Annotated in this window: 15 protein-coding genes and 1 pseudogene; 4 read left to right on the top strand and 12 right to left on the bottom strand. The window is 56.8% G+C overall.

What is annotated here, in order from left to right; all coding sequences use genetic code 11:
• Nucleotides 1-208 (top strand): annotated as a pseudogene (locus AAEZ03_RS05280) (hypothetical protein); the annotation flags it as partial.
• 26 nt (nt 209-234) lie between these two features.
• Here AAEZ03_RS05280 and msrQ read toward each other — a convergent pair.
• From msrQ to mrcB, 9 genes are all read right to left on the bottom strand, one after another.
• Nucleotides 235-849 carry a protein-methionine-sulfoxide reductase heme-binding subunit MsrQ gene (gene msrQ / locus AAEZ03_RS05275; RefSeq protein ID WP_278942475.1) on the bottom strand — a complete coding sequence of 205 codons (615 nt, stop codon included), beginning with the start codon at nt 847-849 and terminating at the stop codon, nt 235-237.
• Nucleotides 849-1,862: a protein-methionine-sulfoxide reductase catalytic subunit MsrP gene (msrP, locus tag AAEZ03_RS05270; protein ID WP_123751727.1), complete on the bottom strand. Its 1,014-nt coding sequence runs from the start codon at nt 1,860-1,862 to the stop codon at nt 849-851. Before msrP ends, msrQ begins: the two co-directional genes overlap by 1 nt.
• Before the next feature lie 63 nt (nt 1,863-1,925).
• Nucleotides 1,926-2,783 carry a CDP-diacylglycerol--serine O-phosphatidyltransferase gene (gene pssA, locus AAEZ03_RS05265; RefSeq protein WP_048373337.1) on the bottom strand — a complete coding sequence of 286 codons (858 nt, stop codon included), beginning with the start codon at nt 2,781-2,783 and terminating at the stop codon, nt 1,926-1,928.
• A gap of 145 nt (nt 2,784-2,928) precedes the next feature.
• On the bottom strand, nt 2,929-3,945 hold the full coding sequence (ilvC, locus tag AAEZ03_RS05260; protein ID WP_048373335.1) for a ketol-acid reductoisomerase: 1,017 nt from the start codon (nt 3,943-3,945) through the stop codon (nt 2,929-2,931).
• Nucleotides 3,946-3,996: 51 nt separating this feature from the next.
• Entirely contained in the window at nt 3,997-4,488 is a 492-nt protein-coding gene (gene ilvN, locus AAEZ03_RS05255) for an acetolactate synthase small subunit (protein WP_018609360.1), read from the bottom strand.
• Nucleotides 4,489-4,490: 2 nt separating this feature from the next.
• Nucleotides 4,491-6,215 (bottom strand): acetolactate synthase 3 large subunit, encoded by a 1,725-nt coding sequence (locus tag AAEZ03_RS05250; RefSeq protein WP_048373343.1) that lies wholly within the window; start codon nt 6,213-6,215, stop codon nt 4,491-4,493.
• A 431-nt stretch (nt 6,216-6,646) separates the two neighbouring features.
• On the bottom strand, nt 6,647-6,976 hold the full coding sequence (locus AAEZ03_RS05245) for a YqcC family protein (RefSeq protein WP_048373331.1): 330 nt from the start codon (nt 6,974-6,976) through the stop codon (nt 6,647-6,649).
• A 7-nt stretch (nt 6,977-6,983) separates the two neighbouring features.
• Nucleotides 6,984-7,712, bottom strand: a complete 729-nt coding sequence (locus AAEZ03_RS05240; protein WP_123751729.1) for a tetratricopeptide repeat protein — start codon at nt 7,710-7,712, stop codon at nt 6,984-6,986.
• A 16-nt stretch (nt 7,713-7,728) separates the two neighbouring features.
• The gene (mrcB, locus tag AAEZ03_RS05235) at nt 7,729-10,053 is read right to left on the bottom strand and encodes a penicillin-binding protein 1B (RefSeq protein WP_048373327.1); all 2,325 of its coding nucleotides are present in this window, start codon (nt 10,051-10,053) and stop codon (nt 7,729-7,731) included.
• A gap of 116 nt (nt 10,054-10,169) precedes the next feature.
• Between mrcB and AAEZ03_RS05230 the strand changes: the two genes are divergently transcribed.
• From AAEZ03_RS05230 to AAEZ03_RS05220, 3 genes are all read left to right on the top strand, one after another.
• Complete coding sequence (locus AAEZ03_RS05230) at nt 10,170-11,726, top strand: bifunctional aminoglycoside phosphotransferase/ATP-binding protein (RefSeq protein WP_350576689.1); 1,557 nt, start codon at nt 10,170-10,172, stop codon at nt 11,724-11,726.
• Nucleotides 11,727-11,816: 90 nt separating this feature from the next.
• Nucleotides 11,817-12,158, top strand: coding sequence for a pentapeptide repeat-containing protein (locus tag AAEZ03_RS05225; RefSeq protein WP_123751731.1), 342 nt, complete (start codon nt 11,817-11,819; stop codon nt 12,156-12,158).
• A gap of 247 nt (nt 12,159-12,405) precedes the next feature.
• Nucleotides 12,406-12,678, top strand: coding sequence for a TfoX/Sxy family protein (locus AAEZ03_RS05220; RefSeq protein WP_048391524.1), 273 nt, complete (start codon nt 12,406-12,408; stop codon nt 12,676-12,678).
• Nucleotides 12,679-13,009: 331 nt separating this feature from the next.
• On the opposite strand, the gene AAEZ03_RS05215 is transcribed toward AAEZ03_RS05220, so the two are convergent.
• Genes AAEZ03_RS05215 through AAEZ03_RS05205 form a run of 3 tightly spaced genes read right to left on the bottom strand, consistent with a single transcriptional unit; the run spans nt 13,010 to nt 15,686 of the window.
• Nucleotides 13,010-13,774 carry a heme ABC transporter ATP-binding protein gene (locus tag AAEZ03_RS05215; protein ID WP_502947896.1) on the bottom strand — a complete coding sequence of 255 codons (765 nt, stop codon included), beginning with the start codon at nt 13,772-13,774 and terminating at the stop codon, nt 13,010-13,012.
• A gap of 2 nt (nt 13,775-13,776) precedes the next feature.
• Nucleotides 13,777-14,760: a FecCD family ABC transporter permease gene (locus AAEZ03_RS05210; RefSeq protein WP_178113862.1), complete on the bottom strand. Its 984-nt coding sequence runs from the start codon at nt 14,758-14,760 to the stop codon at nt 13,777-13,779.
• A gap of 50 nt (nt 14,761-14,810) precedes the next feature.
• On the bottom strand, nt 14,811-15,686 hold the full coding sequence (locus AAEZ03_RS05205; protein ID WP_123751734.1) for a heme/hemin ABC transporter substrate-binding protein: 876 nt from the start codon (nt 15,684-15,686) through the stop codon (nt 14,811-14,813).
• Nucleotides 15,687-15,776 lie beyond the last annotated feature (90 nt).

The raw sequence follows: 15,776 nt of genomic DNA, 5'->3' as shown, positions 1-15,776 counted from the left end.
CAAAGTTTCCTTTTTAGCATCAACCACTTGCGCTTTCGATCTCTCGTTAGCGGGAGGCGAATTCTACAGCGTTACACGCTGCTGTCAACACCTCATTTCCTGCTTCGATGAATTGAAGCTGGCAACGTCAAAATCATCCAACTCGTTGATATTCAAGGAGTTTTCCGTTTCGACTGCGCCGGAAGTGGTGCGCATTATAGGCCGCTAGAATTCTGAGTCAAGGGTTAATTTGAATTAAGTGGCCACTACTGGTTTCTTCTTATATAGACGAGGGATCCGACGCATCACCGGCGGGATCCGCAGCAGTAAAAGGCATGCACCTATAAAGGCATAGATCGACCACTCTTTCAGGTCAGCACGCACAATCCACAACATATGCAAAAGACCCAACCCCACAACCACGTACACCAAGCGATGCAACTTCTTCCAGCTCGCACCCATTTGCCTTTGACTGTAACGATTGGAGGTCACCGCCAGCGCCAACAAACATAGAGCGCCCAAGCTGCCGACAATAATGTAAGGCCGCTTGCTTAGCTCAACCCCCAACTGGGACCAGTCGAGCCCAAGTACAAAGAACAAGTAGGCGCACAGGTGCAGCATCACGTAGGCAAAACACCACAACCCGATCTGGCGGCGGACCGCAATCCACCCCGGCCAGCCTGTCAGCTTTTGCAGGGGCGTCATGCATAACGTCACCAGCAACAAGACCAGTGTCCCAAGCCCCAGCCGATCAACCAACACCTTTCCGGGATCCGGCCCCAAGGCAAAGCTCCACGCCTCATAGAGCCAGTACAAAGGCCAGATCGCAGCCGCTACAAATACACCGAGACGCCACAGTGGAAACTTCATCAGTAATTCTTCCGCAGATCCAGGCCGGTATATAAAGAAGCGACTTCATCCACATAGCCATTAAACATCTGCGTGTCCCGCACATTAGGGCTAAACAAACTGCTCGGCAGGCGCCGCTCACGCGCCTGAGTCCAGCGAGGGTGATCGACTTGCGGGTTCACATTGGCATAGAAGCCATATTCATTGGCCGCAATACTCTGCCAAGTGGTTTTCGGCTGCTCCTCAACCAGGCTGATTCGTACAATCGACTTCACACTCTTGAAGCCATACTTCCACGGGACAACCAAGCGAAGAGGCGCGCCGTTCTGATTAGGCAACTCACGGCCATACATCCCCACCGCCAATATGGCCAACGGGTTCATCGCCTCATCCAGACGCAAGCCTTCTACATAGGGCCAATCAATCAACGCAAAGTCGGAGCGCTGGCCCGGCATGACTTTCGGGTCCTTCAAGGTTTCAAAGCGTATGAATTTAGCTTTCGATGTGGGCTCGACCTGCTTAAGCAACGCTGACAGGGGGAAGCCCATCCAAGGAATGACCATTGACCACGCTTCTACACAGCGCAACCGATAGATCCGTTCCTCCAACTGGTAGGGCTTCATAAAGTCCTCAAGGGCATAACGCCCAGGCTTACCCACCTCACCATCCACGACTACCGTCCATGGCTCGGTTTTCAAAGCACCCGCGTATTGCGCCGGATCGCCTTTATCAGTACCAAACTCATAGAAGTTGTTGTAGTGCGTGGCGTCTTTGAAAGGTGTAATGGCCTCCCCTTTGACTGTCACTGCCTGCCACTGGGTCTGCGGGAGTTTCTCGGCAAACCAGCCCGGCGCCTTGCCCGGATCAACATCTGCGTAGCGCGAAGCATCAGTGGCATTCGCCCAACGCGGCAGTGCGCTCACGGCTAATCCTGCAAGCGAGCTGCCCAGCAATGCACGGCGAGATAAATAGAAGGACTCGGGGGTGACGTCCGACTCTTTGCAGTCGGACGCTTTAGGCAGCTTGATGAGCATGACAACTCCGTAGTATTGGAGGGCTGATGCACCAATAGACTACGGAGTTTGGGGGAAATTACATCACTCGCCGGTTTTGTTACGGCGCAAATGCAATAAATATTGAATCGGGCCCGAAGCGGCATACACCAGGAAAGCCAGCAGCAGAATACGCGGTGGATCGCTGAACACCACAGCGAACACCAACACCACCGCCAGGATCGCCACAAACGGCACGCGCCCTTTCAAATCCAGCTGCTTGAAGCTGTTGTATTTGATGTTGCTGACCATCAGCATACCCGCCGCAGCCACCAACAAGGCCACCAGGAAGGACATTTTCGATCCCTGGATCCCGTAATCGCTGAACGCCCAAACAATACCGGCTACGACACCCGCCGCAGCCGGGCTGGCCAGACCGATGAAATAACGCTTGTCTGCTGTACCGACCTGCGTATTGAAGCGAGCCAGACGCAACGCCGCGCCTGCTACATAAATGAAGGCCACCATCCAGCCGACCTTGCCCATGTCGCCCAGCGCCCAACCAAACGCCAGCAGCGCTGGCGCCACGCCAAAAGCGACCATGTCAGACAAGGAATCATACTCGGCGCCAAAGGCACTTTCGGTATGAGTCATACGAGCAACCCGGCCATCAAGGCCATCCAGCACCATGGCGACAAAAATCGCGATGGCGGCAAATGCAAAATACTTGCTTGCGCCCGCAGCATCACCAGCGCTCATTGCGCTTTGCGCACTCATTGAGCTGATGATGGAGTAGAAACCGGCAAACAGGTTTGCCGTTGTAAAAAGATTGGGCAGCAGATAGATACCACGATGCCGGACCTTACGGCCTTCAGCGTCATGCCCTTCTTCGACATGCTCATCGATAGGCAGCAGGCTATCGGCGTCAGAAGCCTGTTTTGGCTCTTCGGGACGTTCGCTCATGGACATTACCTTGCAACGATATGGAAAGTTTCAATAGAAGCTTGCAGACCAACTTTCACCCGCAAACGTTCCTGCTTTATACCAGAAGCTGCCGCTTAAACGAAAAAACGCGGCCAGGGCCGCGTTTTTTCAAGATCGTACTGACTTAGTTTTTAGCTTTGTCGACGATTTTGTTAGCACCGATCCAAGGCATCATCGAGCGCAGTTGCTCGCCGATCACTTCGATACCGTGTGCAGCGTTGTTACGACGCTTGGCAGTCATCGAAGGGTAGCCAGTAGCACCTTCGCTGATGAACATCTTCGCGTATTCACCGTCTTGAATGCGCTTCAGAGCGTTACGCATTGCTTGACGGGATTCAGCGTTGATCACTTCTGGGCCGGTCACGTACTCGCCGTATTCAGCGTTGTTGGAGATCGAGTAGTTCATGTTGGCGATACCGCCTTCGTACATGAGGTCAACGATCAACTTCAGTTCGTGCAAGCACTCGAAGTAAGCCATTTCTGGCGCGTAGCCTGCTTCAACCAGTGTTTCGAAGCCGGCTTTAACCAGTTCAACAGTACCGCCGCACAGAACCGCTTGCTCACCGAACAGGTCGGTTTCGGTTTCGTCTTTGAACGTAGTTTCGATGATACCGGTGCGACCACCGCCCACGCCCGAAGCGTAAGACAGTGCAACGTTTTTGGCATTGCCCGAAGCGTCCTGGTAGATCGCGATCAGGTCAGGAATACCGCCGCCACGCACGAACTCGGAACGTACAGTGTGGCCCGGCGCTTTTGGCGCGATCATGATGACGTCGAGGTCAGCACGCGGAACAACCTGATTGTAGTGAATCGCGAAGCCGTGGGAGAAGGCCAGGGTAGCGCCCTTCTTGATGTTCGGCTCGATTTCGTTCTTGTACAGAGACGACTGGAACTCGTCCGGGGTCAGAATCATGACGAGGTCAGCAGCGGCAACAGCGCTGGCAACGTCAGTTACTTTCAGACCGTGAGCTTCAGCTTTGGCGACAGTGGCCGAACCTTTACGCAGGCCAACTGTAACGTCTACGCCGGAGTCTTTCAGGTTGCACGCTTGAGCGTGACCCTGGGAGCCGTAACCGATGATGGCTACTTTTTTGCCCTGGATGATCGAAAGGTCGCAGTCTTTGTCGTAATAAACTTTCATGATTTTCCTTTATGTATCCAGGCCATTCGGGCCATTAGCATTTGTAGGTGTTTAGATGCTGAGTACTTTGTCGCCACGGGCAATACCCGTCACGCCACTTCTAACTGTTTCCAGGATCGAGGCAGTACCAATCGACTGGATGAAACTGTCGAGCTTGTCGCTGGTACCTGTCAACTGCACGGTATACACACTGGCGCTGACATCAACGATCTGCCCCCGGAAAATATCCGTGGTGCGCTTGATCTCTGCGCGCTGGGCACCGGTAGCCTTGACTTTGACCAGCATCAGCTCGCGCTCGATGTGAGCGCTCTCTGACAGATCCACCAGCTTGACCACTTCGATCAGCTTGTTCAGGTTCTTGGTGATCTGCTCAATAATCTCATCGTGCCCCACGGTGGTCAGCGTCAGACGCGACAAGGTCGGGTCTTCCGTTGGCGCCACAGTCAGGCTTTCGATGTTGTAGTTACGTTGCGAGAAAAGCCCAACAACGCGAGACAGAGCACCGGGTTCGTTTTCAAGAAGCAAAGAAATAATGTGCCGCATGATTAAGTACGCTCCGTCTTGCTCAGCCACATGTCGCGCATGGAGCCATCTTTGATCTGCATCGGGTAAACGTGCTCACTGGTATCCACCTGAATATCCAGGAATACCAAGCGATCTTTCATGGCAAAGGCTTCTTCCATTTTCGGCTTCAGGTCTTTGAGATCGGTAATCCGAATACCCACATGCCCATACGCCTCAGCCAGCTTGACGAAGTCAGGCAGCGATTCCATATAAGAGTGCGAGTGACGGCTGCCGTAGTTCATGTCCTGCCACTGACGAACCATCCCCAGAACACCGTTGTTCAAGTTGATGATTTTGACAGGCAGACCGTACTGCAGGCACGTCGACAACTCCTGAATGTTCATCTGGATGCTGCCCTCGCCTGTTACACACGCGACGTCATCATCCGGAAAACTCAGTTTCACACCCATTGCCGCCGGGAAACCGAAGCCCATCGTGCCCAGACCGCCAGAGTTGATCCAGCGATTAGGCTTGTTGAAGCGATAGTACTGAGCCGCAAACATCTGATGCTGGCCCACGTCGGACGTCACGTACGCATCGCCCTTGGTCACTTCGCAGAGCATTTCGATCACAGCTTGTGGCTTGATCTTGCTGCCGTCGCCCTTGTCGTAAGGGAACAATCCGCGATCACCGCGCCACTCATCGATCTGCTTCCACCAGGTGGCAACCGCTTCAGGGTTTGGCTTCTCGCCAATGTCCTTGAGGATCGCAACCATTTCGGTCAGCACGCTGTCGACCGGGCCGACAATCGGCACGTCTGCCTTGATGGTTTTGGAGATGGACGCCGGGTCGATATCAACATGGATGATCTTGGCGTTAGGGCAGAACTTGGAGGCACCGTTGATAACACGGTCATCAAAGCGCGCACCCACCGCCAGAATCACGTCCGCGTTGTGCATGGTCATGTTGGCAGTGAAGCTGCCGTGCATGCCGAGCATGCCAATGAACTGACGGTCTGTGCCAGGGTAGGCACCCAAGCCCATCAGCGTATTGGTCACGGGGACGTTGAGCATTTTCGCCAGTTCGGTCAACGGTGCAGCACCGCCACCCAAAATAACGCCGCCGCCTGCGTAAAGAACCGGACGCTTAGCCGCCAGAAGCATTTCTACTGCTTTGCGGATTTGCCCCGAGTGCCCACGTACAGCCGGGCTGTAAGAACGCAGTTTGGCTTTTTTAGGGAAAACGTATTCGAACTTTTCAGCCGGGTTGGTCATGTCTTTCGGGATATCGACCACGACCGGACCAGGACGACCGGATTGCGCGAGGTAAAACGCCTTTTTCATGACCTCCGGGATTTCCGACGCGTGCTTGATCATGAAGCTGTGCTTCACGATAGGACGCGAGATACCGATCATGTCGGTTTCCTGGAAGGCATCGGTCCCGACCATAGTGCTAGGCACCTGGCCAGAAATGATCACCATCGGAATGGAGTCCATGTAGGCAGTTGCAATACCGGTGATAGCGTTGGTAGCACCCGGCCCGGAAGTCACCAGTACCACACCGGCTTTACCGGTGGCACGGGCGTAACCGTCAGCCATATGGGTAGCAGCTTGTTCGTGACGAACCAGGATGTGGGTAACTTCCGGTTCTTTGAACAGTGCGTCGTAGACATGCAGGAGAGCACCACCAGGGTACCCGTAGATATAGTTGACACCTTCGTCACGCAAAAAGCGGACGAGCATCTCACCGCCAGATAAAAGCTCCACGTTGTTCACCTCTAAAACGCCAGAATTCCGCTCACAAAATACGAACGGGTCTTAATAGGTTTACTTCTCAGCAGAGCATGAGCGACGGTGGTCGCCGACTACGTCAGCACTGACTGAGCAAGTATTGGGAGCGCCCCAAATATTGCGGGGTTTTCCCACCCAGCGCGAGGTAACGCGTTGCGGGTGTAACAGGTCGGCGCGGGTATGCGCCTCATGATCTGCTGAGAGGGTCTGCTTCTGGCAGTCCCTGTACAGCGGTGTCTGGATTCTTGTGTTTCAGCCCCTCCAAGTCAAGCAATAATTGCGCTTTTTTCCAACTAAGCGCATGAGAACGTAGAAGAAAGGGGCTTGAGAAGGGATAAAACTCGCCTAGATGGCGCAAAGCGGTAGAAATATGCGCAAGACTGCCGGAAAAACCGGCAGCCAGGCAATTAACCAGCGTCAGTGATCAGTTGGTCGAACTTTTTCAGCTCAGCCCGCAACCCAAGGCTCTCTTGAGGGCGCTCGGCATACACCATCTCGGCCATCTCCAGAATGCCCGAGACCTTGGGCAGAGGAAGATCCTGTTCAAGGATCTGCTTCATCCGCACCAGGAATATCCATTGCAACCACTGGTGAAAGTCCAGCGTGTCGACCGAAAAAGGCTCAACACTGCTCAGCGCCTCAGCACTGGGAGACACATCGTCCCACCAGCCCTGTACGCGCAGTTCACGTTCAATCAGCAATAATTGTTCGGCAATCGCCGCAAAACGAGCATCCATCAGAAACTTACCTGGCTTTTTGACGGGCCAATGCAGCGCCAGCCGCATCACCTTGTTTATCACGCGCTTGAGCAATCAAGCCCCACAAGCTCGCCTGCAAGTCCGGACGACCGCTCGCGAAGGTCAAACCACGGCGGGCAAACTGCTCAGCCTGAGCAGCATCCCCTTGCGCCATACGCACTTCTGCCAGACGGTAGAGCACTTGCGGCTCGCGTGGTGCCACGCGCTGTGCCCGCTCAAGGCTCGACGAGGCGCCATTCAGGTCGCCACTCGCCTGCTGCTGTTGAGCAGTGGTCAGCAGCGCCAACACCGGTCCATCCAGTTGCTCATCTGCTGCCAAGCCGCCACTGCTGGACGGAATGCCACTCGGCGTAATCGGCGCCGGCGCGGTGTAAGTCGTTGTCGGCGCATAGCTGCCGGTGCTGATCGGCGCAGCCGCCGGGCCAGGGGTAATCGGCCCCGGCGTGATCGGCTGGGTCTGAATCGGCGTCGAAACCGCCGCTCCACCACCCGGCACCATCACCACCACACCTGAATCCTGAGGGATTGCCTGAGTCTGAGCAGCACGCGGCGCAGTGGCCTGTGGATAATTACGGGTCGTACGCTGCGCCGAAACACGCTCGCTGTTCGACACCCGAACACCGGAGTCGACCACAGGGATCGAGCCCTGCGGTACGCTCGCGCAACCATTGAGCAAAGCCAGGGCTGAAACAGCCGGAATCCACCACTTGTTCACGTCACACCCTCTTTGCTTAATTCAACCAGCCCTTGACCCAATCCATCACCGCTTCACCTGTCGCAGGTGCTTGCGCACCACAACCGGCTCCAGCAGGCGGTTCACTGCCGCGAATATACGGCATCTGCACAGCGCCAGGGCAGCTCGCATCAGAGCCTTGCCCGGTATGCGGATCAATCCAGGCTTTAACAATGTTGTCCGGCTGCGGCATATCCAGCGGCAATGGATCGGCTTTACTCATAAAGCTGGTCCAAACCTGCAAGGCGCCGCTCGCACCGGTAAACGGGGTTTTACCGTTGTCATCACGCCCCAGCCACACCACCGCCAGCAGATCCTGGCTGAAGCCTGCGAACCAGCTGTCACGCGAGTCGTTACTGGTGCCGGTTTTACCCGCCAGCGTGAGGCTTTTCGGCAATACGTTATAGACCGAACGCCCGGTGCCTTCGCGCATCACATGCTGCATTGCCGTCTGGATCAGGTAAATGGAGGCCGGATCGAAGCGCTGCTGGATCTGGAACGGGTAACGTTTCAGCGGCTCGCCTTCAGCCGTCAGCACACTGCGAATACCGCGCATCGGTGTATTGAAGCCGCCATTGGCCAGCGTCTGATACATCGTTGCCACTTCCATCGGGCTCAGCGCACCAGCGCCCAGCAACATGGACGGGAAGGCCGGAAATTCACGCTCTACTCCCAACCGCGCCAGCGTCTTGAGCACGTTAGGCACGCCGACTTGCTGCCCGAGCCGCACAGTCCCCAGGTTGAAAGAGTTCATCATCGACTGATAAAGGAAAATCGTGCCGTGAGAGCGACGGTCATAGTTCTGCGGCGTCCAGACCTGCCCGTCTGCCCCTTTGATCGATATCGGCTCATCCGACAACCAACTGGTCAGCGTGAACTGGCTTGGTCGCTCAAGTGCGGTCAAATACACCGCAGGCTTGACCAGCGAACCAATCGGGCGCACCGCATCCAGCGCTCGGTTAAAGCCTGCATAGCCCGGCAGACGGCTGCCAATCAACGCCTGAACCTCACCGGTTTCAGGGTTGGTAACCACCATCGCCGCTTCAACTTCGTCTGCGCCTTTGCGTCCAGCCAGACGTTTGAAGGTGTCACCCACCGCCGCTTCAGACTTCATCTGCAAGATCGGGTCGAAACTGGTGAAGATCCGCAGCCCTTCTTCGGTCAAGTCTTCGTCGCGATAGTCTTCGCGCAATTGACGTTTAACCAGATCCAGGAAGCCCGGGAATGAGCTGTCCGCGAGGCTGCCTCGCTTGGTCACGCCCAGCGGCATCTTTTTAGCCGCAGCGACTTGCTCGGCCGTCGCCACACCCTGTTGCTCCAGCAAGTCGAGCACCAGGTTACGCCGCTCAAGCGCACGTTCAGGGTAACGACGCGGGTTATACGCCGACGGCCCTTTAACCATGCCCACCAGCAACGCCACCTGATGCAGTTTGAGTTCAGACAACGGCTGACTGAAGAAGAACTGGCTGGCCAGACCAAAGCCGTGCACCGCACGCTGGCCGTCTTGCCCCACAAACACTTCGTTGAGGTAAGCCTCAAGGATCTCGCGCTTGTCGTAGTGCATTTCAAGCAGCAGCGCCATCATTGCTTCGGTGAGCTTGCGGCTGAGGCTGCGCTCGTTGGTCAGGAAGAAGTTCTTGACCAATTGTTGAGTCAGCGTACTGCCGCCCTGGCGCATTTGCCCGGACGAGGTGTTGACCCACAGGGCACGGACGATCGACTTGGGCGACACGCCGAAGTGATGATAAAAATCACGGTCTTCTACCGTTACCAGCGTATCGAGCAGGTACGGCGGTACCTGATCAATGTTGATCAGAATCCGGTCTTCGAGGTTTTTCGGATAAAGGCCGCCAATCAGCAATGGCTCAAGCCGCACCACGGGCAACTTGGCACCGTTGGTCGAGGTCAGCTCCGACACATAATCGCCAGAAAAACGCACCCGTACCGGCTGCGCTTTCTCAGCACCTTCATAAAACTGGAAACCACGGGTGTTCAGGTCAACCGTGTTGCCATTCACCGAGGCTGCACCAGGGCCATTGGCCACACTTTCGCGGCGATAGCCGAGTGCATCAAGTTCAGTCAAAAAGTCGTTCTTGCTGAGTTTCTGGCCGACGAACAGCTCCAGCGGCCGGGCATACACCTTGGCCGGAATAGTCCAGCGCTTGCCAGAGAACTTCTCTTGCACGATGGCATCGAGGTAAACAGCAAAACCTGCCAGCACCACCAGGCCGACGAGGCTGAGCTTGAGGGCCCAACCCAGCCAGGGCCGGAGGCCACCAGAAGGACGTTTGGAACGGGAGCGGGGGGATCGAGTTCGAGTCATGGCGCGGGATTATACGCACTTTGCTCATGTTCATCATGCGCGTCCGGCGGTTTGCACGACCGCTGTCAACAGCCATAATGGCGCATTGAATTTTCCCGCCTTCAGAAGGACCGACCGTGAGCCAGAACCTGATTACCGCGCTACAAAATCCGAGCTTATACCCGCATGAAGTCGACGGGTTTCAGGTTATCGAGACCCACATTTCCTGGGTGATCCTCACCGGCCCTTACGCCTACAAGATCAAAAAACCGGTTAACTTCGGCTTTCTTGATTTCACCGAACTCAGTGGCCGCGAATTCTTCTGCAATGAAGAGCTGCGCCTCAACCAGCGCCTGACCGAAGGCCTGTACCTGGACGTACTGCCGATCACCGGCAGCGCCGACGCGCCTCAACTCGGCGGCGAAGGCCCGGCTATCGAGTACGTGCTGAAAATGCGCCAATTCCCGCAAAGCCAGCTGCTGAGCACGCTGCAGGCCAATGGCGAACTGACCGCTGCGCACATCGACGAAATGGCCCAGCAAATTGCCCATTTCCACACACTCGCCCCGCATGTCCCGCTGAAACATCACCAGGGCACCCCTGAAGCCGTCATGGAGCCGGTGCGTCAGAACTTCGAGCAGATCCGCCCTTTCCTGTCCGACAAAGCTGACCTGCTGCAACTCGATGCCCTTCAAGCCTGGGCCGAAGACAGCTTCTCCCGCCTCAAGCCGCTGCTGGAGCAACGCAAGGCCCAAGGGTTTATCCGCGAATGCCACGGTGATATCCACTTGGGCAACGCCACCATGATTGACGGCAAAGTGGTGATTTTCGACTGCATCGAATTCAACGAGCCGTTCCGTTTTACCGACGTGTACGCCGACACCGCCTTTCTGGCCATGGACCTTGAAGACCGCAGCCTGAAGTGCCTGGCACGCCGCTTTGTCAGCCAGTACCTGGAGTTGACCGGCGACTACCAGGGGCTTGAGCTGCTGAATTTCTACAAAGCCTATCGCGCCCTGGTGCGTGCCAAGGTCAGCCTGTTCAGCATGCCGGCAGAAGCCAGCGCAGTGCAGCGCGCAGCCACCCTGCGCCAGTACCGCAACTACGCCAACCTGGCTGAAAGCTACAGCACCATCCCTTCACGCTTCCTGACCATTACCCACGGCGTTTCAGCCGTCGGCAAAAGCTCTGTTGCGATGCGTTTGGTTGAGTCCCTGGGCGCCATTCGTTTGCGCTCTGATGTCGTTCGTAAGCAATTGTTTGGCGAGCAAACCGGCGACAACACCGTTGACCATGGCATTTATAGCGCTGACGCCAGTGCCGCAACCTACGACAAACTGCATGAACTGGCCGGCATCGTGCTGCGCGCGGGCTTCCCGGTGGTCATTGATGCCACCTACCTCAAACGCGAACAACGCGACGCTGCCGCCAAAGTTGCCGAAGCCACGGGCGTGCCGTGCCTGATCCTCGACTGCACCGCACCCGACGCCGTGATCGAAGGCTGGCTGGCTCATCGCAAAAGCCTTGGCAACGACCCGTCTGACGCGACCATGGACGTTGTCCGAGCGCAACAAGCCAGCCGCGAGCCACTCGGGGCAGATGAGGTCCTGCGCAGCAAGCCGGTTGAAACCAACAACAGCAAAAGCCTGGACACCCTGATCAGCGACATTCGCCAACGCCTGCCAGGGCTGTAAGTGCTTGCCCGTGCTGCGAAACTGCAAGGGTTTCGCGGCACGCCAATAGTGGCACTATAATATTGATGTACATCCATCAGGAGACGCCCCATGAGCCGCCCTGCCTTGCTTGAATCGGCGCTCTACACGTTACTGCATGAAGACAACATCAGCGGGTTTAACCAACAACGTCCACCCGGACACATTGATATGCGTGGCGGCGACTTTCGCGGGCTGGATTTGCGCGAGCTAAATGCAGACAGCGTGGATTTTACCGACGCCTATTTCCGCTCTGCCGACCTGCGCGGCCTGGACTTGCGTAACGCCTGCATCGAAGGCGCCAGCCTGGCCCATGCGCAAATTTCAGGGGCGTACTTTCCGGTCGAACTGACTGCAGATGAAATCCTGATGTCGGTCAACTTCGGCACACGCTTGCGCTATCGCACCAAATAAAACAAATACGACATTCGCCCCAACGCCCGCCCGGCGTTGGCGGCTGTTGCCTGAATTTTGAAGCAAGCGCTCTGGCTCGGGCCTTTGCATCAATCCCTGTCACAGCCCTAACGCCATCTCCTGCACTTTCTGCGCCTGCTTGTTCCAAAAACGACTAACGGACGGCGGCTTTCTTATCAGCCGCTACACTTCAACACACCTGTCTTGACTCATAAGCGCTGAGCTCACGCCGTCGCAAGGAGAGCTGATGCAAGATGAACTCCAGCATCTAAAAAACCTTGGGAAAACCTCGGCGCAATGGTTACACGCTGTCGGAATCCACAGCGCTTCGGATTTAAGGCGCCGCGGGGCTGTCGAGGCTTACCGGGCCGTCAAAGCCAGGGGCTTCAGGGCGTCCAAAGTGCTGCTCTATGCCATTGAAGGCGCGCTGCTGGACGTTCACTGGAACGACATCCCCCCACAAAGAAAGGCGTTTTTGAATGAGCAAGTGGAGGATTTGTTCAAGCTGAAAAAAGGCTAGCCCACACCGTTTATCGGTGGCGCAAAAAAAGCTGAAAAACAGTTGTTGACATGGAAATGAGAATTGTTATTATTACGCCACCTGGTCGCGAGGCCAGTCGATCTTCTGGAAGGCCCTTGGTTCGGACTCTCAGAAAATCTCCTCATCAGGCTAATCACGGTTATTTGACCCGGCTCTTGCCGGGTCTTTTTTTGCCTGAAAAACACCCGATCAGCGTATGCCCCCTCCTGTAGGAGCTGCCGAAGGCTGCGATCTTTTGACTTTCAAGATCAAAAGATCGCAGCCTTCGGCAGCTCCTACTAGGCGATATCTCGTCATCCCTCTTAAGTTGTCAGCGCGCAATAATTACCGGGTGCCCTAATTCAGGGTGTGGCTGCACCAACACATCCAGCCCGAATACGTCTTTGAGCGACTGCGGCTGCAACACCACTTGCGGGCTGTCCAAGGCGCGCGGGTAGCCGTCTTCCAGCAAGAGCAAGCGATCGCAGTAACGCGCGGCGAGGTTCAGGTCATGCAGGATGATCAACACCGCAGCGCCACGATCAGCAAAGGCACGAATGGCTTTTAAGGTTGTGTGCTGATGCAAAGGGTCCAGCATCGAGGTCGGTTCATCGAGCAGCAACGTCTGCCCATTTTGCCCCGGCCACAACTGCGCCAGCACCCGCGCAAGGTGAACCCGCTGTCGCTCGCCACCGGACAACGCCAGGTAACTGCGCCCCGCCAAATGCCCGACATCAGCCGCCTCCAGCGCCGCGCAAATGATCTCGGCATCGCGCACGGTGCCGGTCTGATGGGGCAAACGCCCCATACCAACCACCTCTTCAACACGAAAGGCAAAATCGAGGGTCGATGTTTGTGGCAATACGGCAAGACGCTGCGCTCGCTCGGCCCCCTTCCACTGGCTCAGAGCATCCTGATCCAGCAAGACCTGCCCTTCAGTCGGCGCCAACTCCCCGCACAGCGCCGCCAGCAAGGTGCTTTTACCGGCACCATTGGGCCCGAGGACACCCAATACTTCACCCGGCCGCACCTCAAGGGTAATGTCATTCAGCACGCTTTTAGGGCCGCGACGAATCTGCAGGTTTTCTGTACGCAGCATCAGTGGCGGCCTCGCAACAACAGGTAAAGGAAGAACGGCGCGCCCAAAAATGCGGTCACGATACCAATCGGCATTTCCGCAGGCGCCAAGGCCAAGCGCGCAATCAGATCAGCAAACAGCAGTAAAGCAGCGCCTGCCAGTACCGACGCAGGTAACAACACCCGATGATCCGGCCCGGCCAGCAGTCGCACTAAATGCGGCACCACCAAACCGACGAAGCCGATCATGCCCGCTGCTGCCACGGCCGCGCCCACGCCCAGCGCGGTACAGAACACCAACTCGCGCTTGAGCCCTTCTACATTGATGCCCAGGTGATTGGCTTCGGACTCGCCCAGCAACAAGGCGTTAAGCGCACTGGCCCGGCGTGGCAACCACAGGGATACCGCCACGGTCACAAACAGCAGAGGCCACAATCGGGCATAACTGGCGCCGTTCAAGCTGCCCAGGTTCCAGAACGTCAGGGTGCGCAGAGTTGCGTCATCGGCCAGGTACGTGAACAAGCCTACCGTCGAGCCGGCCAGCGCCGTGAGCGCGATACCCGCCAGCAGCATCACTGCCACGCTGGTTTGCCCGTTACGGCGGCCAAGCCGATAAACCAATGCCGTCACCCCCAACCCGCCGAGAAACGCACAGATCGACAGTAAATACGGGCCAAACGCGTCGGGCAAACCGCCAAAGGCCGAACCGCCGACAATCGCTATCGCCGCACCCAGTGATGCACCACTAGACACCCCCACCAGGCCGGGGTCAGCCAGAGGGTTACGAAACAAGCCCTGCATGGCCACACCGGACAACGCCAGCACCCCGCCCACCGCCAAACCGAGCAACGTGCGGGGCAAACGAATCTGCCCCAGGATCAACTCGGCCTGTTCCAGCCCGTCGCCATTTATCGGTACGCCGACCAAGCGCAAGGCCGCACGCAAGGTGTCGAGCAACGGCAAACTCACCGGTCCCAACGCCAACGACAACCAGATGGCTATCAGACACAGCGCACTCAGCCCGATAAACAACGGGCGAGGCTTAACCAATGTCCTCATGGGTGAGCCGGAGCCGCAGGGTAAAACTCAGCCGTCAGTTGCTTCAAACTATCCGGCAAGCGCGGGCCCAGGCCGCCTACCAGTAGCGTTGGGTCCAGCTCATAAATGCGCCCGTCTTTGGCCGCCTTGAGCGAGGCCAGAATCGGGTTTTCCTTCATCAGTGCTTTGCGCGCCTCGTCGCCAGTCAGGCTACGGTCTGCAAACACCAGCACATCAGGGTTCAAACCTGCCAGCGCTTCTACGGAAAAGGTTTTATAGCCCGTGTGCGTGGCCAGGTTGTGACCACCGGCCTGTGTCAGCAACCAGTCTGCCGCTGTGTCCTTGCCCGCAACCAGTGGTTTACCGCCCGCATGCCCCAACAGCAGCAGCACGCCCGGCGATGTGTGCTGGGCTTGTGCCTGTTTGACCTGCTGCTGCAACGCTTCCAGTTGCTGCTGATACGCCTTGAACACTTGCGCCGCTTTAGCCTCATCCCCCAGCAGGCGCCCCAAGTGCGCGAGAGTACCCTCCAGGGTGGGCAGATCAGCTTCGGCCGAGAACATTTCAACCGGCACACCGGCGTTACGAATCTGCGCCAGCACCGGTGGTGGCCCCATTTCCTCGGTGCCGATCAAGACATCTGGCTTGAGGCTCAAGATCCCCTCAGCCGACAGTTGCCGCTGATACCCGATGCTGGGCAGCGATTTAAGTGATTCTGGATGTTGGCTGGTGGTATCGACCCCAACCAATTTAGACTCCGCGCCTAAAACGCTGACCCACTCCGAAAGCGCCCCCCCGGCACTGACCCAGCGTTGGGGCAACTCGTCAGCCAGGCTGACATGACTGATCATAAAGCCTGCACAAAGCATTATCAGGCGGGTACTCAGGCGCATACGGGGACGTTCCTTGATAAGTGGGCTCAACGGAGCAACGGCAGTGCCGCCAGTCAAAACAGCACATCACAGAGCAGCCCGCCATTTGAT

This window comes from Pseudomonas sp. HY2-MNA-CIBAN-0224 (assembly GCF_040310285.1).
Classification (GTDB): Bacteria; Pseudomonadota; Gammaproteobacteria; order Pseudomonadales; family Pseudomonadaceae; genus Aquipseudomonas; species Aquipseudomonas helleri.
The sequence above is the reverse complement of the archived record's forward strand: the minus strand, read 5'-3'. Positions and strand labels throughout refer to the sequence as shown.

Coding starts and splice junctions, on each gene's coding strand:
- msrQ (WP_278942475.1), bottom strand. CDS start 849: ATGAAGTTTCCACTGTGGCGTCTCGGTGTATTTGTAGCGGCTGCGATC.
- msrP (WP_123751727.1), bottom strand. CDS start 1,862: ATGCTCATCAAGCTGCCTAAAGCGTCCGACTGCAAAGAGTCGGACGTC.
- pssA (WP_048373337.1), bottom strand. CDS start 2,783: ATGAGCGAACGTCCCGAAGAGCCAAAACAGGCTTCTGACGCCGATAGC.
- ilvC (WP_048373335.1), bottom strand. CDS start 3,945: ATGAAAGTTTATTACGACAAAGACTGCGACCTTTCGATCATCCAGGGC.
- ilvN (WP_018609360.1), bottom strand. CDS start 4,488: ATGCGGCACATTATTTCTTTGCTTCTTGAAAACGAACCCGGTGCTCTG.
- AAEZ03_RS05245 (WP_048373331.1), bottom strand. CDS start 6,976: ATGGATGCTCGTTTTGCGGCGATTGCCGAACAATTATTGCTGATTGAA.
- mrcB (WP_048373327.1), bottom strand. CDS start 10,053: ATGACTCGAACTCGATCCCCCCGCTCCCGTTCCAAACGTCCTTCTGGT.
- AAEZ03_RS05225 (WP_123751731.1), top strand. CDS start 11,817: ATGAGCCGCCCTGCCTTGCTTGAATCGGCGCTCTACACGTTACTGCAT.
- AAEZ03_RS05220 (WP_048391524.1), top strand. CDS start 12,406: ATGCAAGATGAACTCCAGCATCTAAAAAACCTTGGGAAAACCTCGGCG.
- AAEZ03_RS05205 (WP_123751734.1), bottom strand. CDS start 15,686: ATGCGCCTGAGTACCCGCCTGATAATGCTTTGTGCAGGCTTTATGATC.